The organism is Hymenobacter sp. BT18 (assembly GCF_012273015.1).
GTDB lineage: Bacteria > Bacteroidota > Bacteroidia > Cytophagales > Hymenobacteraceae > Hymenobacter > Hymenobacter lutimineralis.
Genome location: NZ_CP050954.1, coordinates 830076 through 853002 on the forward strand (window position 1 = coordinate 830076; position 22927 = coordinate 853002).

15 protein-coding genes are annotated in these 22927 nt (G+C 60.5%); 11 read left to right on the plus strand and 4 right to left on the minus strand.

From position 1 onward, the window contains the following. Window positions 1-55 precede the first annotated feature (55 nt). The 11 genes from HER32_RS03445 to bshB1 all read left to right on the plus strand — a co-directional run bounded on the left by HER32_RS03445 (window position 56) and on the right by bshB1 (window position 16027). The gene (locus tag HER32_RS03445; protein ID WP_168680565.1) at window positions 56-1408 is read left to right on the plus strand and encodes an alpha-amylase family glycosyl hydrolase; all 1353 of its coding nucleotides are present in this window, start codon (window positions 56-58) and stop codon (window positions 1406-1408) included. A gap of 163 nt (window positions 1409-1571) precedes the next feature. Then, on the plus strand, window positions 1572-2336 hold the full coding sequence (locus HER32_RS03450) for a hypothetical protein (protein ID WP_168680567.1): 765 nt from the start codon (window positions 1572-1574) through the stop codon (window positions 2334-2336). Window positions 2337-2460: 124 nt separating this feature from the next. Beyond that, window positions 2461-2643 carry a hypothetical protein gene (locus tag HER32_RS03455; protein ID WP_149069070.1) on the plus strand — a complete coding sequence of 61 codons (183 nt, stop codon included), beginning with the start codon at window positions 2461-2463 and terminating at the stop codon, window positions 2641-2643. 1540 nt (window positions 2644-4183) lie between these two features. Beyond that, window positions 4184-7225 carry a SusC/RagA family TonB-linked outer membrane protein gene (locus HER32_RS03460; RefSeq protein ID WP_168680569.1) on the plus strand — a complete coding sequence of 1014 codons (3042 nt, stop codon included), beginning with the start codon at window positions 4184-4186 and terminating at the stop codon, window positions 7223-7225. A 76-nt stretch (window positions 7226-7301) separates the two neighbouring features. Beyond that, window positions 7302-8702, plus strand: a complete 1401-nt coding sequence (locus HER32_RS03465; protein ID WP_149069068.1) for a RagB/SusD family nutrient uptake outer membrane protein — start codon at window positions 7302-7304, stop codon at window positions 8700-8702. 175 nt (window positions 8703-8877) lie between these two features. Continuing rightward, complete coding sequence (locus tag HER32_RS03470) at window positions 8878-10272, plus strand: DoxX family protein (protein WP_232066356.1); 1395 nt, start codon at window positions 8878-8880, stop codon at window positions 10270-10272. 28 nt (window positions 10273-10300) lie between these two features. Continuing rightward, on the plus strand, window positions 10301-12022 hold the full coding sequence (locus tag HER32_RS03475) for a hypothetical protein (RefSeq protein ID WP_197748867.1): 1722 nt from the start codon (window positions 10301-10303) through the stop codon (window positions 12020-12022). Between the two features lie 6 nt (window positions 12023-12028). Further along, window positions 12029-13507, plus strand: coding sequence for a phytoene desaturase family protein (locus HER32_RS03480; protein ID WP_168680571.1), 1479 nt, complete (start codon window positions 12029-12031; stop codon window positions 13505-13507). Between the two features lie 32 nt (window positions 13508-13539). Next, a complete protein-coding gene (locus HER32_RS03485; RefSeq protein WP_168680573.1) occupies window positions 13540-14817 on the plus strand; it encodes a YeiH family protein in 1278 nt (425 codons plus the stop codon). Window positions 14818-14855: 38 nt separating this feature from the next. Next, window positions 14856-15314, plus strand: coding sequence for a beta-class carbonic anhydrase (locus HER32_RS03490; RefSeq protein ID WP_149069065.1), 459 nt, complete (start codon window positions 14856-14858; stop codon window positions 15312-15314). Further along, window positions 15314-16027: a bacillithiol biosynthesis deacetylase BshB1 gene (bshB1, locus tag HER32_RS03495; RefSeq protein ID WP_317169652.1), complete on the plus strand. Its 714-nt coding sequence runs from the start codon at window positions 15314-15316 to the stop codon at window positions 16025-16027. The genes HER32_RS03490 and bshB1 overlap by 1 nt, the downstream gene beginning before the upstream one ends. An 82-nt stretch (window positions 16028-16109) precedes the next feature. On the opposite strand, the gene HER32_RS03500 is transcribed toward bshB1, so the two are convergent. The 4 genes from HER32_RS03500 to HER32_RS03515 all read right to left on the minus strand — a co-directional run bounded on the left by HER32_RS03500 (window position 16110) and on the right by HER32_RS03515 (window position 22834). Next, the gene (locus tag HER32_RS03500; protein WP_168680576.1) at window positions 16110-16838 is read right to left on the minus strand and encodes a DUF92 domain-containing protein; all 729 of its coding nucleotides are present in this window, start codon (window positions 16836-16838) and stop codon (window positions 16110-16112) included. Window positions 16839-16981: 143 nt separating this feature from the next. Further along, window positions 16982-18418 (minus strand): TolC family protein, encoded by a 1437-nt coding sequence (locus tag HER32_RS03505; RefSeq protein WP_168680578.1) that lies wholly within the window; start codon window positions 18416-18418, stop codon window positions 16982-16984. Then, window positions 18411-21602, minus strand: coding sequence for an efflux RND transporter permease subunit (locus HER32_RS03510; protein ID WP_168680580.1), 3192 nt, complete (start codon window positions 21600-21602; stop codon window positions 18411-18413). The genes HER32_RS03505 and HER32_RS03510 overlap by 8 nt, the downstream gene beginning before the upstream one ends. A 140-nt stretch (window positions 21603-21742) precedes the next feature. Then, the gene (locus tag HER32_RS03515) at window positions 21743-22834 is read right to left on the minus strand and encodes an efflux RND transporter periplasmic adaptor subunit (protein ID WP_168680582.1); all 1092 of its coding nucleotides are present in this window, start codon (window positions 22832-22834) and stop codon (window positions 21743-21745) included. Between the last annotated feature and the right edge of the window lie 93 nt (window positions 22835-22927).

Sequence of the window (22927 nt, forward strand, 5' to 3'; positions counted from 1 at the left end):
GCCGCCAATAACCCCGGTGGCTGCGGGTCGTTCAAACCTAGCAAACACCTTTGCTATGTCTGCCCCAGAACCCCTGCACCCGCACAGCCACCTGTTCCAAGTTCGTCACCCGGAGTGGGCGGCCAATGCCACCATTTATGAAGTAAACCTCCGCCAATTCTCGCCGGAGGGTACCTTTCGAGCCTTCGCGGAGCACCTGCCCCGGCTGGCGGCCATGGGCGTGAGCATCGTGTGGCTGATGCCCGTACATCCCATCGGCGAAGTCAACCGCAAGGGCACGCTGGGCAGCCAGTACGCCGTGCGGGATTATCTGGGGGTGAATCCGGAGTTTGGCACCCTCGACGACTTACGCCATTTGGTGCAAAAGGCCCACGCCCTGGGGCTCAAAGTTTTGCTGGACTGGGTGGCCAACCACACCAGCTGGGACAACCCGCTGGTAGCCCAGCACCCGGAATGGTACCAGCACGATGCCCGGGGCCAACTGGTGCCGCCCGTGCCCGACTGGACCGACGTGGTAGCCTTCGACTACGCCCAGCCGGGACTGCGCCGCTACATGACGGACGCTCTACTTTACTGGGTGCGCGAGGCGGATATCGACGGGTACCGCTGCGACGTGGCCGGGCTGGTGCCCACGGATTTCTGGGACGAAGCGCGCCTGGAGCTGGATGAAGTAAAGCCCCTGTTTATGCTGGCCGAGTGGGACGAGTTATACCCCAGCGGGGGCCTGAGCTGGGCGGAGTTCAACTCCGATACCAAGCTGCTGGAACGGGCTTTCAACATGACCTTCGGCCTGCGCCTGCATTATTTACTCGACCACATTGCCGAAGACAAGAACGCGCTCAGCGACATTGACATCTACCTCGCGGCCGAGCGGGCTAAGTATCCGCCTTCGGTGTACCTGATGCACTTCACCAGCAACCACGACGTGAACAGCTGGGATGGTACCGAGTACGAGCGGCTGGGGCCAATGGCGCTGCCCTTTGCCGTGCTTACGGTGCTGCTGCCCGGCATGCCCCTGGTGTACACCGGCCAGGAAGCGGCCCTCAACAAGCGGCTGGCGTTCTTCGACCGGGACCCGGTAGACTGGCAGGAATATCCCCTCCAGGACTTTTACACGCGCCTGCTGCAGCTCAAGCGCCGCCACCCGGCCCTGCGCAACGGCGACCCGACCAGCCGCTTCCTGCGCCTGGAAACCGCTCCAGAGCTGTATGGCTTCCTGCGCCGGAAGGATGCAGCAGCAGTACTTTGCGTTGTCAATGCTGCTCCGGCTGAGCGCACCTTGGTTTTACCCGAATTAGCCGCCGGCACTTGGCTGGATGTATTCAGCGAACAGCAGCTGGAGCTGCGCGCCGGGGACGTAGTAGCAATTCCCGCCCAAGGCTGGCGGGTGCTGGAGCAGGCCCCGTAGTGGGGCCAAATCAGTAACCGGTAATTCCCGGCCAATGAGGCGCTTACCTCCAACTGCGCCATTGTACAAATTTTTGCCTTGACATATATTGATATGTATATTTTTGATTTATCTTCCTCTAAAAGTGTACTTTTGCTTTTCCTTGGGAGCTTACCCCGAAGCTATGCAGCGACAAACAATAACAAATCCAACCAGAGTATACCCCTCCCGGCGGCTCCGTAAGCCCTGGCTGATCGGGCTACTGCTGCTGGTTGGTATGGGCATAACGCTGGTACTTGATTACGACATTGACCAGACCGTAACGGCCGAAGACGAACAGTATATTCAGCTGTACCTGCAGGGTATTCCCTCGGGCCCGGCCTCGGCGCAAACCTACGAGCAGCAGCTAGCCCTGATCAAAGCAGCGCAAAACGTGGTGCTCACGCACTCCGCTACGGGGGTGGCCATTGCCCTGGGTCAGCCCCGGGAACCCAAGGACGTGTACACGTCTCACCTGGGTTTGTGCTACGACCGCAGCCGGGTGCTGGAGAAGATATTTATGAAGCTGGGTTACCAGACCCGGCACGTAACCCTCTTTGCCGATGTGCCCGCTTTATCAAAGCTCCAGGAGCTGACTACCGCGGGCGTGCCCAGTCATGCTATTACGGAAGTTCTCACCAAAAAGGGCTGGCTGGCCGTTGACTCCAACCACCGCTGGGTAGCCATTGACGCGCAAAGCCAGCCCTACTCCATGGAGAACCTGCAGGCTAAGCTCCGCGAAGGGAAAGCCAGCGTCTGGCTTACGCAGCCGGAGCACGACTACCAGCAGTTCTATTCGAAGCCCTGCACGTTTATTTATGGTCTGTACTCCCGCCACGGCCAGTTTTACCCTCCCTACACTCCTGGCATTCCCGATTATAACCTGCGGGAGCTTCTCTACAACTTCTAAGCTGGTTGGACTGCTGCGCCTTGCTCCGCTCATGAAAATGCCCTGGGTACTCTCCCAGGGCATTTTTGCATCTGATAGCCGGCCCTGACCAACCGGTCCCAGGCTGTTGCCAGCGGTTTTTGCTATGCAACCTGCAACCTTGAGCGCCGCTCAGGGTCCGTTTATTTTGTTGTTAACTCAATACAATGCGGGCATTTGGCGTTCTTTGCCTGGCCCTGAAACCGACACGCCACCTGCTTCGGGCGGCGCTATTGATGAACCCTTTTTAAGCAGCACCACGTTGCGTACCTATGGCAACTTCCAGTAAACGTACCCGTCCTCGCGCAGCCGCTGAAACCACTGCGCCTGCTCTCTCACATGCCGATCAACTACAGGCGCTCCACACGCGGGAGGAAGGCAAAACTGTTATGTACAAACAGGATGCCTGGGGGCACATTGAAACCCGTTTCGTTCGAACTCAGAATGTGGCAGCTTGGGAAGCCAAAGGCTTCTTTGTACGCTAGCCGGTCCCACTCTACTTTCTTTTTTATCCAAAGCCCCTACCCCTGGTTGGGGCTTTTTCTATGCCCATCGTTTCAGCCAGCACAGCCACTCTGCCGCTCGCACTTAGACTCTGAGGCAATTGGCGACTTTTTTTACACTTTTTATAAAAATTTTTAGCAGGTCGTATTGATAACTTTAAGTTATAACTAATAACAACAGGTTATTTTACAGGAATTCTGTTTGCCAGCTATAGTCTCTCACTGGTTTAGGGTGGCGTGAAAACTGAATCTGCACGACGAGGAACTGTAAAAAGCCTGAATAAGGGCTATTGAAGTCAATTATTGTTGTCGTGCAGCCATGATTCTGAAAATGACTGCCTGACTTCGAACACGGCTGAATCGGCAGGTTTGGGTATAAAGTTTAGTTATGAAAAGTAGGTCTGACACGTACCCTTTTCAGGGCTTAAAGAGGCATTTCTCAGGGTCTTGGGCCCGGAAACGGCTTGTATTTCAAAAGAATCCTCCTCTACATTTGTCGCACTACTCTTCTACAAAACAGAGAAGATGGGATGTACGCAAAGCAGAAACGAACCTGGCTTTGCTACGCATCGGTACGCTGGGATAACCCTGAAAACCGATGAAGGCTTCGTCCTATTAAAGCAAGTTGCTATGAACCTCACTGGCCCTTCTGCTGCTTATTTCGCCACTCCCGAGTTGGTAGAGCGGTGTTGTTGCGGCGCAACTGCTGTGTTCGTCAGCCAGGGAGCCGCATAACTGCCAGCATACCGGCACACCGCTTCCTGACCCAGGTAAGCCACCTTCCCGACAAGCATGGGGTGTCCGGCTGCAGGGTGGCCTAAGCCAAGCTGGATTGCACTTTTTCCAGGCGGCTACTTATAGCCCGGATTACCGACACGCTGTTTCCTACTAAGGTCTGTAACTGGAAAATCCGTCCACTACCTTCCTCTGGGTTTACGGCTGCGACCTGTACTTGCCGCAGCCTACCAGACGGAAAACCGGCCCTTTAGCGCCTCTGGAGCGCACCGATGAGCAAGCCCTTAGCCTGGTAATTGTTCTATTTTCTCAGCCACGGGCATCGGCCTGCTGACTGCTTGCGCTTTACGCCCTCATACCGCCTTTCCCTTGCCCTATGCAAGCCGAAAGCTACATGGGAGTAGGTAGGCTCAGCGGCAGCGCAAGCCAAATCCTTTCATTCCCGAACACCTGATAATTCAAAGTATCCGGTAACCCGGCATACCAGGCTTACTCGCGAAAACTCAGTTAGGGTTTGCGCGGAGCCCTGCGCATGGCAACAGGCAGCGCATGCTTCGGCTGACCCTATCACACCCTTCCTCTCTTCTTTTCATGAACTACTCTCTACTTCCTATTGTGCTGGCACTGGGTACCGTTGGGGCGCCGTCGGCAAGCAGCGCTCCACGGCCAGGTCACTACCTGGTTGCGGTAACGCCTGTAACCGGAAAGGTGCTCGACGAAAATGGCCAGGCCCTACCCGGCGTGACGGTGCGGGTAAAAGGCACTGCTACGGGTACTACCACGGCTGAGAACGGGGAGTTCAGCCTCAGTGAAACCCCAGAAAACGCCACGCTTATCTTTTCCTTTATCGGCTATAAGTCCCAGGAAGTCAAAGCCGGGCAAGCTGGCAGCCTGACGGTGCGCCTGGTGCCGGACCAGGGCCAGCTAAACGAAGTGGTAGTGGTGGGCTACGGCACCCAGCAGCGCAAAAACCTGACGGGCTCCATCGTGAAGGTTGACCCCACCGATACCAAAGAGCTACCCGTGGGCAGCTTCGACGCGCAGCTCCAGGGCAAAGTGTCGGGGGTGCAGATTTCTTCCAACTCCGGGGTGCCGGGCGGGGCCGTGAACGTGCGGGTGCGCGGGGCCACCACCATCAACGGCTCCAACACGCCGCTATATGTGGTGGACGGTGTATTTATGAACAACAACAGCCTGCAAACCATCAGCACCGGGGGAAAAGCCTCGTCGCCCATTGCCGACCTAAATCCGGCCGACATTGAAAACGTGGAGGTGCTCAAGGATGCCGACGCCACGGCCCTATACGGGGCCCGGGGCGCCAACGGAGTTATCCTCATCACCACCAAGCGCGGCAGCTACAACCAAAAGCCGCGGGTGAGCTTGAACGTGTCGCAGGGCTGGGCCAAGGCGGCCAAGCTCTGGGACCTGGCTACCGGGCCGGAACATGCCCAACTCGTCAACGAAAACTGGCTGAATACCACTGGATCTACCCCGCACACCTACGAAAACCGGCCCTACCGCCCCGTTTCGGAGGGTGGCCGCGGGCTACCGGAAGAGCAACCAACCTACGACCGGTTGGGGCAGATATTTCGCACGGCCCGTCTGCAGAACTACGACCTGGCCGTGACCGGGGGCAGCAGCAGCACCCGCTACTACATTGGCGGAGGTTATACCAAGCAGGAGTCTATTCTGCGGCCCATCGACTTTCAGCGCGCCAGCTTCAAGGTGAACCTTGATCAGCAGATTTCCGACCGGGTGCAGATTGGCGTCAGTAACTCCTTTTCGCGCACGTACCGCAACGAAGGGCGCGCCGGGGACGGCCCCGCGGGCGGCTTGCTGCAGGCCGCTTTGCACACGCCCACTCTGCTTTCGCCCTACGATGCCAACGGGCGGCTGGTAGGCCGCGCCAGCTTCGACAACGTGGAGCTGCTCATCAACAACTACGACGTCAACTCCACTAGCCTGCGCTACATCGGCAACTTGTACGGCGATGTACAGCTGCTGCCCACTCTGAAGTTTCGCACCAGCTTCGGCGTGGACTACAACAACTACGACGAAGAGGAATACTGGAACACGCTGCTGATTGCGGGAGCTGGCGTAGGCGGCCTAGCGACGTCGAGCATCACGCAGTACACCTCCCTGCTCAACGAAAACACGCTCAACTACCGGCAGCAGTTTGGCAAGCACGGCCTGGGGCTGCTCCTGGGCCAGGGCCTGCAGAGCGACACAAACGGCCGCACCTTTGCCCAAGGCACGGGCTTCCCCAACAATGCCTTTAAGGAAATATCGGCCGCTTCCGTCACGAGCAGTACCCGGAACTGGTCGGGCTACCGGCTAGCCTCCTTTTTCGGCCGGGCAGACTACAACTTCGACGACCGGTACCTGCTGAACGTGAGCTTCCGGGCCGATGGCTCCTCCCGCTTCGGCAAGAAAAATCAGTGGGGCTACTTCCCGAGCGTGGGCGCCGCCTGGCGCGTGAAGCAGGAAAGCTTTCTGCGTGACGTGCCCGTGCTCAGCGACCTGAAGCTGCGGGCTTCGTATGGGCTGACGGGCAACCAGAACGGCATCGGCAACTTCGCGGCCCGGGGCCTGTGGAACGGTGGGGCCAACTACCTGGGCGCGGCCGGCATTGCACCCCAGCAGCTGGCCAATGCCGACCTGAAATGGGAGCAAACCTCCCAGGCCAACGTGGGCGTGGACGTAGCTTTCTGGGACGGACGCGTGGCCCTGGAATTCAACGCGTACTACAAGTACACCAAGAACGGCCTGATTCAGCTCACGAAGCCCGCCACCACCGGTTTCCCCTACTACTGGGCTAATGCCGTGGAAGTGAGCAACAAGGGGGTGGAGTTTGCCCTCAACACCGTGAACGTGCGGCAGGCCGATTTCAGCTGGAATACCAGCTTCAACATTGCCAGCAACGCCAACAACATCGAAAAGCTGGCCACGCCCACCAAATTCGGCAGCCGCGACCTGATTCTGCAGCAGGAAGGCCACCCCCTGTACTCGTTCTGGGTGTACAAGCAGCTGGAGGTAGATCCAGAAACGGGCAACGCCGTGTACGATGACGTGAACCGCGACGGGAAGATTACGGCCGCCGACCGGCAAATTGTGGGCAGCATCTGGCCCAAGTTCTTTGGCGGCCTGAACAACACCTTCACGTACCGGGGCTTCGACGCCAGTGTGCTGGTGGCCTTCCAGTACGGCAATAAGGTGTACAACCACAACCGCTTCTTTGGGGAAGGCGGCGGGGCCCGCGACGAAGCCCGCGTCATCTTCGCCAGCAACCTGGACCGCTGGCAGCGGCCTGGCGACCAAACTGACGTGCCCCGCCCCGATGGCATCAACGTGAACAACTACCTCGATGGGGGCAGCCGCTGGCTGGAAGACGGCTCGTTCATTCGGCTGCGCAACGTGAGTGTGGGCTACACCCTGCCCGAGCGCCTTACCCGGGGCCTGCACGGCAGCTCCATTCGGGTGTACGCCCAGGGCACCAACCTGGCCTTGCTCACCAACTACTCCGGCCTCGACCCCGAGTCGGCGGCCAGCAGCGACGCCAACCAGCAGGGCATCGACCTGGGCACTCCCCCGCAGCCGCGCAGCCTGCAGATAGGCATCAGCGCTACTTTCTAACTCTTTCTTCGGAAGGCTTCTGCCGCGCGTTACCGCCCAGCATTCCGGAACCAAAAAACCAGAAACCAGCATCATCATGTCTACCGCCTACTTAAAAACCGTCGCTTTTTTCGCTTCCATAGCCGTAGCCTTCAGCGTATCGGCGTGCGCGGACTTTCTGGATGTAGAGCCCCGCGAATCCATTGCCGATGACCTAACCGTGACCGACCAGAAGTCGGCGGCGACGGCCCTGAACGGGGTGTACAGCGCCCTGGCCAGCGGCGGCTACTACGGCACCAGCTTCCAGAGCATCGGCTACCTCACCGGCGACAACGTGCAGTGGACGGGCACCCAGTCGCAGGTGCAGGAGTTCATCAACCACAACGTGCGGGCCGATAACTCGACTATCAGCACCGTGTGGTCGGCCATTTACGTGACCATCAACCGCGCCAACCACGTCATCAGCAAAGTGCCCGCCGTGACGGACCCGCTGCTGACGGAGGCCCTGCGCAATCAGTACGTGGGCGAGGCTTACTTCCTGCGCGCCCTGGCTTATTTCGACCTAGCCCGCACCTTCGGCGGGGTGCCCATTATCACGGAGCCTACCTTATCGGCTACGGCTAACCAGGGCATACCGCGGGCTACTCAGGCGGAAACCTACGCCCAGGTGCTCCGCGACCTGGAAACCGCCGAGCCGCTGCTGCCCAACCCGGCCACCGTAGCTACCAACGACCGGTACCGGGCCACCCGCAAAACGGTGTGGGCCCTGAAAGCCCGGCTATACCTGTACCAGCAGAACTGGGCCCTGGCCGAGGAATACGCCACCCGCCTCATCAGCGACAACGCTAACTACCAGCTGGTAGCGCCCTTCAACGCCTGGTTTACGGGCAACGTGCGCGGCACCCGCGAATCGGTGTTTGAGCTGTTCTACAACGGTACTACCGAAGTGAACGGCCACCGCGGGCAGTGGCAGCCCACCGTGAACGGCGGCACCCGCCAATGGGCCCCCAACCAAGCCCTGGTTTCGTTGCTGACCACGGAGCCCAACAATGCCGCCAATGGACGTAGCGCGCTGATTGCCGCCGTGAACAATACCACCTGGTACGGCAACCTCTACTACCGCAGCCCCGGCTCCGACCCCAGCTACATTTTCCGCATTGCCGAGCTGTACTTGATTCGGGCGGAAGCCCTGGCCCAGCAAGGCAAGCTCCCCGAGGCTCTGGCCGACCTGAACGCGGTGCGCGGCCGGGCCGGGCTGGAAGCCAGCCCGGCCGCCACTCCGGAGGAAGTGCTGCTCGCCATTGAGCAAGAGCGGAGACTGGAGTTTGCCCTGGAGCCCCACCGCTGGTTTGACCTAGTTCGCACGGGCCGCGCCACGGCGCTTTTCAAAGACCCGCTGGATGTCAACGCTCCGCTGCCCAGCTTCCGCTTGGTGCTGCCTATTCCTATCAGCCAGCTCCAGGTAGATGCGGCCCTGAAACAGAACGAGGGCTACTAGGCCGCTATTAGAATTCTATTCAGAACGTCATGCTGAGCGAAGTCGAAGCATCTCTACCGAACGATTTAGCTTGAACGAAGCGGTAGAGATGCTTCGGCTCCGCGGACGCCAGATGAAGCATGACAATTCCCAAACACAGGAATTGAATTTTCTGCTACCTCACACCACTACTCCCATGAGCACAACCCTTTCACCCGCCGCGCCGGCCTCCGTAGCTGGCTTGCCCATAACAGCGCCCTCTCCAACCGCCGAGGCGCCGTGGTCGGAGTTCGAAAAAGCGGTGTTCCGCCTGGCCTTCCTGTACTTTTTCCTACAGATACTGCCCCTCGACTGGAAATACTACCGCGACGTAGCCGCCAACTGGCACGGCTTTTCGTTCGGGGACATTTTCCGGCTGGCGCATTACTCCCCCCGCGTTTTCAACGGGCCCGACTCCTTCGTGAACTGGGCCGTGGTGGCACTGGTAGCTGTGGTGGGCGCCATCATCTGGAGCTTTTTTGACCGTCAGCGCACGGAATACAACACGCTTTACTACTGGTTGCGCGTGCTGGTGCGCTACCGGCTGGCGGCGGCCCTGCTGGCCTACGGCTTCCTGAAGTTCTTTCCGCTGCAAGCCCCGGCACCTTCGCTCAGCCACCTGAACACGCATTACGGGGACCTGAGCAACTGGAAGATTTTTGCCCTGAGCCTGGGCATTGTGCCTTCCTACCAGTCATTTCTGGGGCTGGTGGAAATTACGGCGGCCCTGCTCCTACTCAACCGCCGCACCGCCAGCATTGGGGCCTTCCTGAGCTTGTCGTTTCTAGGCAACGTGTTTCTTTCCAACCTGGCTTATGAGGGCGGCGAGTACGTGTACAGCTTCTACCTGATTGCGCTGGGTTTGCTGGTGCTTTGGTACGATGCCCGCCGCGTGAACGACCTGCTCACGCTGGAGCGCCCGGCCACTCCCAACCGCTTTCGGCTGCGGCTGCCCGAGACCTGGCAGCGCACCACGCGACAGGGGCTGAAATGGGGCTTCGTGCTGCTGTTTGTGGGTGTGTATGGCACGAAAACTTACGCAGCTTACCAGCGCGGCTCCTACCACTACCCCGCCGCGACGGGCCTGGCTAATGTGGCCGGCCTCTACAACGTGCGCGAATTCCGGCTGGCCGGCCAGGTACGCCCTTACTCGGCCACCGACCCAGAACGCTGGCAGGATGTGGTGCTGGAAAAGTGGAATACACTCAGCATCCGCTCGAACCAGCCCGTGGTGCTCGACCACAGCAACACCGAAGCCATTCACGCCCAGGACGCCGACCGCAACTTCGAGTATGCCGGGGCGGCCGGCCGCCACTACTACGCCTACCAGCTCAGCCCCGATGGGCAGACGCTGACTTTGCAAAACCGCAACCCGCTGGAAGGCCCAGGCAAGCTAACCCTGCGCCTCACCCGCCCCGACGCCCGCACCCTCACGCTCAGGGGCACCGACGAGCAGGGCCGCGACCTGCAGGTGGTGCTGGAAAAGCGCGACAAGAAATACCTGCTCGAGGAAGCCACCAAAACCGGCCGCCGCGGAGGCCTGAAGCTCTAGGTTCTCTTCACCTGAAACGACTACTGCTATGTCTACTACTTCTTTCACCGTCGCGCCGGCCCCCGACACCCTGATAGCCCCAGCCACCCGCTCCGGGTACGCGCCGCCCACTAAAGCTACTGCCAACCGCCAGCCCTGGAAACCCTGGCAGCGCGTACTTTTCAGAGTAGCCTTCCCATTTTTCGTGCTCATGTCCTTGCCCAGCGACCTGGGCTGGTACAAGAACCTATTCACCATCGACTGGCTGCACGGACATTACCGCGACGTGTACGACATTGCCCGGTTCTCGCCCACGTTCTTTCTGCGGGGCGGAGCCGAAGACGGCACGCCGGCCTTGCTGGGCTACGACAAGTGGTTTATTGCCCTGGGCATTTCGCTGGTCATTGGGCTGATCTGGACGCTGCTTTCCCGCAAAAAGGAAGAATACGAGGTGCTTTATTACTGGCTGCGCGTGATTGTACGCTTCCGGGCCGGCATCGGCATCATCGGGTTCGGCTTCACCAAGGTATTTCCCACCCAGATGCCCTACCCGTCCCTTGGCCTCCTCAACAGTGACTTTGGCGACATGACGGCCCAGAAAATCTTCTGGCTGCAAATCGGTATCGTGCCCTGGTACCAAGTGTTTACGGGCGTGGTGGAAGTGCTGGCCGGGGCAATGCTGTTTTTCCGGCGCACCACCTTCCTGGGCGCGGCCCTGCTGCTGGGAGCCCTGGGCGACATTGTGTTCGTAAACTTTGCCTACGACGGTGGCGTGCACGTGTACAGCTCCTACTTTGTGCTGTTGGCAGCCTTTCTGATGGTGCAGGACATTCCCAACCTCTACAACCTCCTCATTCGGGAGCAGTACACCGTGCCCCAGCACTACCACCCTACGTTCCGGGAATCCTGGCTGCGCTTTACCCGCCTGGGACTGAAGGTGGCTACTTTCGGCATCTTTCTGGTGTACCTGACTTACCTCGAATACCTCAACTTCACCTTCGACCCCTACAAGCAGCCGGCCCAGAAAGGAATTACTGAGCTGCGCGGACTTTACAACGTGGCCGAGTTTCGCCTCAACGGGCAGGTGCTGCCTTACACCCCGCTCGACAGTGTGCGCTGGCAGCAGGCCACCTTCGAGAAGTGGACTAGTTTTACCTATAAAGTAAACCGGCCGCACAAGCTCGACCTCTCCAACGGCGGCGGCGCGGCCATGCGCGACATCAACCGCACCTTTGAAACTACGGGCCTCGCGGGCGGGCAGCGCGTATTTTACTATGATGCTGACCCGCAAACCCGCACGCTCTACCTGCAAAGCAAAGTGCGCACCGGCAAAGACGAGCGAGGCCGCCGCCGGGAGCAGGAAAAAGCAACGGCCCAGGTGCGGGGCAGCAGCATCCCGGCTAGCCACAGCAATGGCTACGGCGGCGACTATGGGGGCAGCTACGTAGGCGGCAAAGAGGCCCAACAGCAGGCGCAATACCAGGCTTCTCTGGCCAGCTGGATCAGCCTGGAGGCCCAGGACCGCATCGGCGACGAAACCCAAAAAATCGACGCCCGGGCCCTGAGCACGCGGCGGCAGCGGGGCATCAAAGCCGAGCAGAAACCCGAGCAGCGTGACCGAATGACGCTAACTTACCGCACCACCGACGGGGGCCGGCATGTGGTGCTGCGCGGCCTCAACGAGCGGAAAGATTCCCTCTACGTCGTGCTGGAGCGCGTAGATCGAAAATACACCTTGTCGGAATCGACGCTGTCGGCCGGCCAATACTAAAAGCTGATGCGTAATCCTGAGTATGATGCGGTAGTGGTGGGCTCGGGCCCGAACGGGCTGGCGGCGGCCATTGTGCTGCAGCAGGCTGGCTTGTCGGTGCTCTTGCTTGAAGGCAAGGACCAGCTGGGCGGCGGCCTACGCACGGCCGAGCTGACTTTGCCCGGCTTCCACCACGACATCTGCTCAGCCATTCACCCGCTGGCGGCAGCCTCGCCCTATTTCCAGACCTTGCCCCTGGCTCAATACGGGCTGGAGTACATTACCCCGCCGGTAGCCGCCGCGCACCCGTTTGACGACGGTACGGCTGCCATGGTGGTCAACTCCCTGGCCGACACGGCCCATAGCCTGGGCGTTGATGAGCAGGCCTACCAGCAGCTGTTGGCGCCCGTAGTAGCCAGCTGGCCTCGCATTGCCAACGATGTGCTGGCCCCGCTGCGCTTTCCGAAGCATCCGCTGGATCTGGCCCGGTTTGGTTTCTCGGCCCTGCAGCCCGCTACGCTGCTCGCCAACCGTTTCCAGACCCGGGAAGCGCGCGGGCTGCTGGCGGGCATGGCGGCCCACGCCATTCAGCCGCTGCAAAATCTGACGACCTCCGCTATTGGCCTGGTGCTGCTGGCGGCGGCCCACCGCAAGGGCTGGCCTTTGCCCAAAGGCGGCTCTCAGTCTATTGCCAATGCCCTGGCTGCCTACTTCAGGGCCCTGGGTGGGCAGATAGAAACCGGCACCTTCGTCCGGTCGCTGGCACAGCTGCCGGACGCCAAGGCCGTGCTGCTGGATGTGACGCCGGCCCAACTCCTGCAAATGGCCGGGCACAAGCTCTCGGGCATTTATGAGTGGCAGCTGCGGCGCTACCGCTACGGCATGGGCGTGTTCAAGGTAGACTGGGCACTGGATGCTCCCATTCCCTTTACAGCTGAGGGCTGCCGCGAGGCCGGGACGGTGCACCTGGGCGGTACCCTGGAAGAAATTGCGGCCAGTGAAAAGGCGGCTGCCGGCGGCGCCCACCCCGACAAGCCCTTTGTGCTGCTGGCCCAGCAAAGCCTCTTCGATGCTACCCGCGCCCCGGCCGGCCAGCACACGGCCTGGGCCTACTGCCACGTGCCCAACGGCTCGACCCAGGACATGACCACGGCCATTGAGTTGCAGATTGAGCGGTTTGCCCCGGGGTTCCGGGAGCGAATTATCGGCCGCCACACCTTCAATACCGCGCAAATGGAAGCGCACAACCCCAACTACGTGGGTGGCGACATCAACGGCGGTCTGCTCGACCTCACCCAGCTCTTTACCCGGCCAGCCTTGCGGGCTTCGCCCTACCGCACGTCCCAGACGGGGCTGTACCTGTGCTCCTCGGCCACCCCGCCCGGCGGGGGCGTGCACGGCATGTGTGGGTACCACGCCGCCAGTCGCGCCCTGCGGGACATCTTCCACCTGGCTCCGCCCCCACTCTACCAGGAAAGCGCCGCCCCGGCGCTACCCCACCGTTAACCTCTCTCATTTGCTTTCGACGCCTCTTTTCTATGTCAACTGCCGTTAAATCTGTTCCTGTTAAAGCCACGTTCACCCTGCACGAAGATTGGGTAGTAGTGGTGCTAGGCGCCCTGCTGATTGGGCTTTCCCTGTCGGGCCTGCCGTTTGCTGTGCCGGTGTTCAACTGGGATACCGCCGCCGACTTGACCGGCAAAGTGCTTAGCCCCGCCAATCTGCTGCTGATATTAACCCAGTTTGGGTACCTGGCAGCAGTAGCGGCCGTGGGCGCCTGGCTTACCAACCGGCCGTTGCAGCAGTACGCGCTTGGCTTTCCCACGGTGTATTTGCTTACCCTGGTGGCCCTGGTAGCGGCGGGTAGCAAAACGGCGCGTAACCTGGGGTTAGAGGCCGTTATTTTCAGCTTGCTGGCCGGGCTGCTCATCGGCAACCTCTTCCGCCTGCCCGACTGGCTGCGGACCACGCTCACGACGGAGCTGTTCGTGAAAATCGGGCTGGTGCTGCTGGGCACCAACGTCATCTTCACCGATATTCTGAAGGCTGGCTCCCTGGGACTGGTGCAGGCGCTGGTGGTGGTGCTGTCGGTGTGGTACTTCGCGTTTTGGCTGTGCCGCAAGCTGAGGGTGGATGAGGAGCTGACGATGATGATTGCCAGCGCCGTATCCATCTGCGGGGTGTCGGCGGCCATTGCTACCTCGGGCGCCATCAAGGGCGATGGCAAGAAGCTGTCCTACGTCATTTCCCTGGTGCTCATCACCGCCATTCCGATGATGCTGCTCATGCCCTACGCGGCGCACTGGCTGGGCCTCTCCCAGGAAGTAACGGGGGCCTGGCTGGGGGGCAGCATCGATACCACCGGCGCGGTAGTGGCCTCCGGTACGCTGGTGGGCGAAGAGGCCCTGAAAATCAGCACCATCGTGAAGTTTTCGCAGAATGTGCTGCTGGGCGCGGCCGCCTTTGCCATTTCCATGTACTGGACCTACACCAGCCACCCCAACGCCGCCGAGCCCGATACCAAACCAACGCTGGGCGTGATTTGGGAGCGGTTTCCCAAGTTCGTGCTGGGGTTTGTGGCCGCTTCCCTGCTATTCTCCTTCGTGCTTTCGCCCGAAACCACGGAGGCCGTGAAGGGTGGGCTGAAAAGCGCCCAGGGCCTTTGGTTTGCCCTGGCTTTTACCAGCATCGGACTGGAAACCAACTTCAAAGACTTGTTTAAGCACGAAAACAAGAAGCCGCTCTACGCCTTCCTCCTGGCCCAAACCTTCAATATCTTCATCACGCTACTCATTGCTTCCCTGCTATTCCGGTAGCAGGCGGTGCTTTCTTTCCTTAGCCTAACTTTTCAGCTGTGTCCACCCGCCGCTTTGCCATTCTTACTTGCATGGATGCCCGCCTCGACCCCACGCGCCTGCTGGGGGTGCCCGAAGGCAGTGCCCACGTCCTGCGCAACGCCGGGGGCCGCGTCACCGACGAAACCCTGCAGGCCCTCCTCCTTTCGCATCAGGTGCTGGGCACCCGCGAGTGGTTTCTCATCCAGCACACCGATTGCGGCATGCGCCTCTCGGATGAAATGCTAGCCGCTGCTCTATCCGACAAGGCCCCGGTTATCGTTACGGGGGCACCCGCATCCTTCCCCGAGCTGCGCCAGGCCGTGGTCGAGGACCTGGCGCGGGTGCACCGCCACCCCCACCTCCCGGTTGGCGTGCGGGTGTTTGGGTACGTTTTCGATGTGCGCCACAACCAGCTCTTGGAAGTGCGGCCCATCCGGGTTGCCCGGGCGTCCGCTTCCCCTAGCAGCGCTTCCTGATGGCTAACTCCCAGAAGCTTGATCTGCTCATGCTGGCTGCCCACCCCGATGATGCCGAGCTAGGCTGCGCGGGCACCCTGCTGCGCTATGCGGCTGCCGGGCGGAAAGTAGGCGTGGTTGACTTGACCCGGGGCGAGCTGGGTTCCCGCGGCTCGGCTGAGCTGCGCGACGAGGAAGCCGCCGAAGCTGCCCGCATTCTGGGTTTGCACGTGCGCGAGAACCTGCGCATGCGCGACGGTTTTTTTCGCAACGATGAAGAGCATCAGCGGCGCATCATTGAGGTAATTCGCCGCTTCCGGCCCGAGCTGATTCTTACCAATCCCAACATCGACCGGCACCCCGACCACGGCCGCGCCGCCGACCTGGTGCATGACGCTGCCTTCCTGGCGGGTTTACCCAAAGTCCAGACCCAATGGGAAGGCGAGCCGCAGGCGCCCTGGCGGCCCCGGCTCCTGCTTCAGGCCATCCACAACAGCTACGTCCGGCCGGATATTGTGGTAGAATATTTCCGCCTTCTGGGAGCAGAAGCTGGCGGCCCTCACGGCCTTCCGCAGCCAGTTTTACCACCCGGAGTACCAGTCGGAGGAAATCAGCACCTACATATCCACCCCCGACTTTCTGGGCGTGCTGGCCGCCCGCAACCGGGAGTTGGGCAGCTACATTGGGGTGCAGTTTGCGGAAGGCTACACCAGCCGGCGCCCCCTGGGCCTTGATGACTTGTTTTTGCTGCGCTAAGCCCGCAATGACGTGGTCAGGCCGTAGTGGGAGTTTGAACCCCGGCTTAGCGGTACAGCCTTAAAGCAGTGCGCGCCCGAACCATAATGCGGCCACGGTGCCGGCCCCCGCCAGGGTATTCAGCAGGTTTACTACATTGTTGGACAGGATGCCCCGCCGCTCTAGCGTGGCACCCAGCACCGAATCCGTCAGGTTGCCTACCGTGCCGGCCACCGGCAGCCACCACAGCCAGGGGCCGTAGCCCGCCGCTAAGCAGTAAATGGCCGCCAGCACCACGCTCCCTGCGGCTCCCAGGGCCGTGCCTTCCAGGCTCACCACCCCATTCTCGCCCCGCGTGTCGGGCCGAAAAGTGAGGATGTTCACGTACCGGGTGCCGTACACGTTGCCCAACTCCGAAGCCAGGGTATCGGCCGTAGCGGCGGCAAAGCTACCCGCCAGCATGAGTAAGCCCAGGGTGGCAAACGCCGGAAACAGCCAGCTCAAGAGCCCCAGCAGCCCGGCCACGCCGGCGTTGGCCAGCACCTGCCCGGCCGTGCGCCGGCCGCGGTTTTCTTCGGCCAACCCCAGTCGGCGTTTATCGGCTACCCGCCAGGCGGAGGCTGCCGTGCCCAGAGCAAAAAACAGCGCCAGCAAGCCCAGCCCGAGGTATCCGGCACCCAGAAAAATAAGCAGGCCCACGGCCCCACCCGTCCAGACGGCGGCGCCCGTGAGCTTGCGGGCCCGGTAGCTGTAGCTCATGCCCAGGCCCAGCAGCACAAGCACCGGAACCAGCTGAAAAAGTACGGTCATGGCCGGAAGATACGGCGGCCGAGCGAAGACGCTAGGTAAACGCTGCGCTGCCGAAAACCTCGGCAGCCACCCATACAAAACCGGCACGGAGTACCGGCTGGTTGTCTCAGCCGATACCCCGTGCCGGTAGCACAGTTCACTGGTTATTGCCAGCCGCCGCCCAGGGCCCGGTACACGTTCACCGAGGCGTTGAGCTGCTGCATCTTGGTTTCAATCAAATCAAACTTTGATTCCAGGGCGTCGCGCTGGGTGAAGAGGACTTCGGTGTAGTCGGCGCGGGCCGAATTGAACAGGCTGTTGGAGATATTAATGGAGGTGTTCAACGCCTGTACTTCCCGAGCCTTAGCCTTGTAGCTGTTCTGTAGGTTGCTGATGTTGGCCAGCTGGTTGGCAACTTCGATGTAGCCATTCAGGATGGTCCGCTCGTAGTTGTACACGGCCTGGGTTTGCCGCGCGTTGGCCGAGTAGTACAGGGCCTTGATGCCGTTCTTGTTGATGAGCGGAGCCGCCACATTGCCCGCCAGCATGATCAGCATCGACTCCGGCGCATTCAGCAGCAGCCCGGGCTTCAAGGCCTGCAGCCCAAGCCCCGCATCAATGCTCAGGCGCGGGTAGAAGTTGGCGCGGGCCACCTGTACATCGAGCTTGGCGGCCGTCAGGTTCTGCTCGGCCTGCCGGATGTCGGGGCGGTTTTGCAGGAGCTGGGCCGGCACGCCGGTTTGCACGACCTTGGGCACCAGGTCGGTAAAGTTCTGCGCGTTGCGCGCTACCGGCTGCGGGTAGCGCCCCACCAGGAAGTTGATGCGGTTTTCCGTTTCCGTAATGCGCTGCTGAATCAGGTACTGGCGGCTGGTGGTGTTCTGCACTTGGGCCTCGAAGCGCTGCACGGCCAGCTCCGTCACCCGGGCCGCATCTTTCTGCAGGCGCACGGCCTTCAGCGCATTGGTCTGAATGCCGATGTTCTGCTGCAGAATGGCCAACTGGTTATCGAGGGCCAGCAGCTCGTAGTACGAGGTAGCAATTTCCGCTACCAGGTTGGTCACGGTGAAGTTCCGCCCTTCCACCGATGCCAGGTAGCGGTTGGTAGCCGCCTGTTTAGCGGTGCGCAGCTTGTGCCAGATGTCCACTTCCCAGGAGGCAAACGCCCCGGCCTGGAAGTTCGTCAGTGGGTCGGGGGTGGGCTTTTCGTGGATGGGTACGTTTTCCTCCGTGGCACCCTGCAGGGTGTAGCGGCCCACCCGGTCGGCGGCGGCCTGCACGCCCAGGCCTACCGTAGGCAGGTACTCGCCCTTGCGGGCGCGCACTTCCTGCCGGGCAATGTCAATTTCCTGCTGGGTGATGTTCAGCTCCTGGTTGCGTTGCAGGGCCGTGTCAATGAGGGCAACGAGGTTGGGGTCGGTGAAGAACTCCCGCCACCGCACCTTGCCGGTGTTGCTGGCCGAGTCCGGGGCGGCGCCCGTGAAGCTCACGGGCACCGCACGGTTTTCCTTTTTTACGGCCAGCTGGGGCGTTTTGCAGGCTCCTACCGCGAGGGCCAGGCCTGCTGCGCCCAGGTAGTTATACAAGCGTTTCTTAAGCATAAGGCTCCATTTCTTCCAGTTGCACGCGGGGCTCTACGCCTTCGAGGATGGGGGCTTCGTTTTCGTCCCGAATCAGTTTGCTGTTGCCGGCCAGCGTGCCGAAGAAGTAGTACAGGCCGGGGATGATGATTACCCCGAACACGGTGCCGAACAGCATGCCGCCCAGGGCCGAGGAGCCAATGGTACGGTTGCCGATTGCTCCCGCGCCGGTAGCTACCACCAGCGGAATCAGGCCGGCAATAAATGCGAAGGACGTCATCAGGATGGGGCGGAAACGTACCCGCGCGCCTTCAATGGCCGCGTCGCGGACGCTCATGCCTTCCTCGTGCTTCAGGGCCGCGAATTCCACAATCAGTACCGCGTTTTTCCCCAGCAACCCGACGAGCATGACCAGGCCCACCTGGGCGTAGATGTCGTTGGCCAAGCCAAATATCTTAATGAACAGGAAGGACCCGAACACGCCCGCTACGAGAGAGAAGATAACGGCCAGCGGCAGCAGGAAGCTTTCATACTGCGCGGCCAGCACCAGGTACACGAACACCAGCACGACCAGGAAAATGATGGTCGACTCGTTGCCGCGGCCTACTTCGTCCTTCGACAAGCCGCCCCAGTCGATGTCGTAGCCGTGGGGCAGGTCCTGGGCCACTTCCTGCACCGCCTTGATGGCCTCGCCCGAGCTGAAGCCGGGAGCTGCGCCGCCGCGGATGGAGGCCGTGGTGTACATGTTGTAGCGGTTGATTTCGTTGGCACCCTGGGTCTTCACAATCTTCATGAAGGCCGAGAAGGGCACCATTTCGCCTTTGTCGTTTTTGGCCCACATGTTCAGCACGTCTTCGGGCAGCTTGCGGTACTCCGGCGAGGCCTGCACAAACACCTTGAAGAAGCGCTGGTACTTGATGAAGCCCAGCTCGTAGGTGGAGCCTACCAGCACCGACAGGGTGTTCATGGCGTTGCCGATGCTCACGCCCTTCTGCATGGCCAGGTCGTTGTCAATCTTGAGCTCGTACTGCGGATAGTTGGCCGAGAAGAAAGTAAATAGGCCGGTTAGCTCCTTGCGCTTCTTGAGCTTGGCCATAAACTCGGCATTCACTTTTTCCAGGGCTTTGTAGTCGCCGGAGTTGGTTTTGTCGAGCAGTTGGAGCTGGAAGCCGCCCGCCGCGCCGTAGCCAGGTACTGCTGGTGGCTCGAAGAACTCGATGGTCGCGCCCGGAATTTCGTGGGCCTTTTCCTCCAGCTTTTCGATAATTTCAGCAATGGACTCCTTGCGCTCTGACCACGGCTTCAGGTCAAGCAGCAAGGTACCGGCGTTGGAGCCGCGGCCTTCGGTGAGTACTTCGTAGCCCGCCAGCGAGGAAATATTGGCCACGCCGGGAATGTCCTTGGCTAGGCCCGCGAGGCGCTGCGACACGGCGTTGGTTTGCTCCAGCGTGGTGCCCGGCGGGGTTTGCACGATGGCGTAAATCAGGCCCTGGTCTTCGCTCGGGATAAAGCCCGCCGGCAGCTTGGCCGTAATGGCCCAGATGCCCAGCCCAAAAGCAATGAGCATTACAAAGGTGACCACGCGGTTTGCCACAATGCGCTGCAGCAGACCGGTATAGGCGTTGGTAAGCTTTTCGAAGCCGCGGTTAAACCAGTCGAAGAAACGCTGCAGGGGCGTCTGCTTCTTGGGCTGGCCGTGGTGGTTTTTCAGGATCATGGCGCAGAGCACCGGCGTCAAAGTCAGCGCCACCAGACCCGAAATCACAATAGCCGTGGCCATGGTGATGGAGAACTGCCGGTAGAAAATGCCCACCGGGCCGCTCATGAACGACACCGGGATGAACACGGCCGTCATCATGATGGTGATGCCGATGATGGCCCCGCTGATTTCGCCCACCACGAGGCGCACCGCGTTGTAGGGCGAAAGATGCTCCTCCTCCATCTTGGCGTGCACGGCCTCAATCACCACAATGGCGTTGTCCACCACAATGCCAATCGAAAGCACCAGGGCAAACAGCGTAATCATGTTGATGGTGAGCCCAAAGGCCTGCATGGCCATAAAGGATCCTACCAACGACACGGGCACGGCCAGGGCCGGGATGAGCGTGGAGCGCCAGTCGCCGAGGAATAGGAACACCACCAGGGCCACCAGGATGAAGGCGTCGCGCAGGGTGTGGATTACGTTCTCAATCGAGGCGTCGAGGAAGTTCGACACGTCGTAGGTGATTTTGTAGTCCATGCCGGGCGGGAAGCTCGTTTTCTTGAGCTCCTCCAGCTTGGCCTTCACTTCTTTAATTACGTCCGAGGCGTTGGAGCCGTAGGTTTGCTTGAGCACAATAGCCGCCGAGGGATACTGGTTCAGGTTGGAGTAGATGTCGTAGTATTCCGAGCCCAGTTCCACGTTGGCCACGTCGCGCAGGTGCAGGCTTTCCCCGTTGGAATTGGCCCGCAGAATCACGTTTTTATACTGCTCCACGTCGTTGAAGCGGCCCTGGTAGCTGAGCACGTACTCCAGGGACTGGGCGCTTTTGCCATCGGCCCGGCCGATACGACCCGGGGAGCCAATCACGCTCTGCTCTTCCAGGGCCTTCATCACGTCGTCGACGGAGATATTGTAGGCGCGCATCCGGTCGGGCTTGAGCCACACGCGCATGGCGTACTGCCGGCTGCCCAGGATGCTGGCGCGGCCAATGCCGTTGAGGCGCTGCAGCTCGGGTATCATGTTCACCCCGGCAAAGTTGAACAGGTACTTCATGTCCGTGTTTTTGTCTTTCGAGTACAAGTTCACGTACATCAGCATGTTGGGCACCACGCGGTTCACAATCACGCCCTCGCGCTGCACCAGCAGCGGCAGGCGGTTGAGCACCTGCGCAATGCGGGTATTCACGTTCACCACGGCCTGGTCGGGGTTGGTGCCCAGGTTGAACACGATTTGAATGTTGGCCTCGCCGGCCGATACGGCGTCGGAGGTCATGTACTTCATGCCGGGCACGCCGTTTACGGCCTGCTCCAGCGGAATCAGCACCGACTCGGTCAGTACCTTGGCGCTAGCCCCGGGGTACGAGGCACTCACCATCACCAGCGGGGGCGAGATTTCCGGGAACTGCGAGGTAGGCAGCTGGAAGATGGCCAGCGCGCCCATCAGCAGGATGGACACCGAGATGACGATGGCAAAAACCGGCCGTCGAATGAATTTACTGAACATAGAATGGCTGTTCTTTTCGTGGAAAAGGTCATGCCGAGCGGAGCCGGAGCACGTCTGTCTCAGGCTACCTCAATCGGGAAAACAAGGCGAGGGAAATGCGTTGGCTTCGCGCAGCACGAAAGGCTACTTCAGGCTGTGTCCTACTCGGCAGATACTTTCAGGTGCGAGATGACACCCTGCGGGGCGGTAAACGTGGAGGCTATTTTGTCGCCGTCCTTCACTTTGCGCAGGCCTTCGAGCATAATCCGGTCGTTGGCCGTGATGCCGGATTTGATGACGTACAGGTCGGGCATTTCCGAGGCAATGCCGATTTCCTGCTGGTGCACCACGTTGTCTTTGCCCACCACAAACACGTACTTCTTCTCCAGCACCTCAAAGGTGGCTTTCTGCGGAATGATGAGGGCGTTTTTCAGGGGCACCGTCATCAGCACCGAGCCCGTTTCGCCGTTGCGCAGCAGGCCTTTAGGATTCGGGAAAGTGGCCCGGAAGGCAATGTTGCCGGTTTCGTTGTTGAAGTCGGCCTCAATGGTTTGCACCACGCCGGTCTGGTCAAATTCCTCGTTGTTGGCCATGCGCAGGCGCACGTGCGCGGCCTTGTCGCTGGCTTTGGCGTGGGCCTGGTAGGCCAGATACTCGGCCTCAGGCACGTTGTAGTACACCCACATCTTGCTGTTATCCGACAAGGTGGTGAGCAGGTCGCCCTCGTCTACCAGGGAGCCTAGCCGGGCCTGGAAATGGTCCATGATGCCGGTAAACGGCGCCCGGATGGTGGTGAATCCCAGGTGGGTCTTAGCTAGGTCAACTTCCGCTCGGGCCTTGTCCAGCTTCGCTTCCGAGAGGGCCAGCTCGTTGCTGGACACGACGTTGCCGCTGGCCAGCTTTTTCGTGTTCTGGTACTCGATGCTCACGTATTTGGCCTCGGCCTCGGCTTTCTTCAGCTCGGCCTGGTAGAGCAGCGGCATGATCTGGAACATGAGCTGCCCCTGCTGCACGCGCTGTCCTTCGTCCACGAAGATTTTCTGGAGGTAGCCTTTCTCCAACGCCCGCACCTCAATGTGCTGGAAGGCGTGAATCTGGGCCACGTACTCCTTGGTGATGGTCGTATCCTGCTGCAGCGGACTGGTTACCAGATACTTTACCTTTTCTTCTTTGGCCTCATGCTTCTCGGCGCAGCTACTCGCCCCGTACACGATACCCACGCTCATGAGCGTGAGCAGAAATCTTCTTTTCATAAAGCGCAGTAAGTGCCTTCCAATGTGAACGGCACAAAACAACCCCCAGACCCATGAAGACCGGATGAAGCCTCTTATTTTCTACTATTTGTC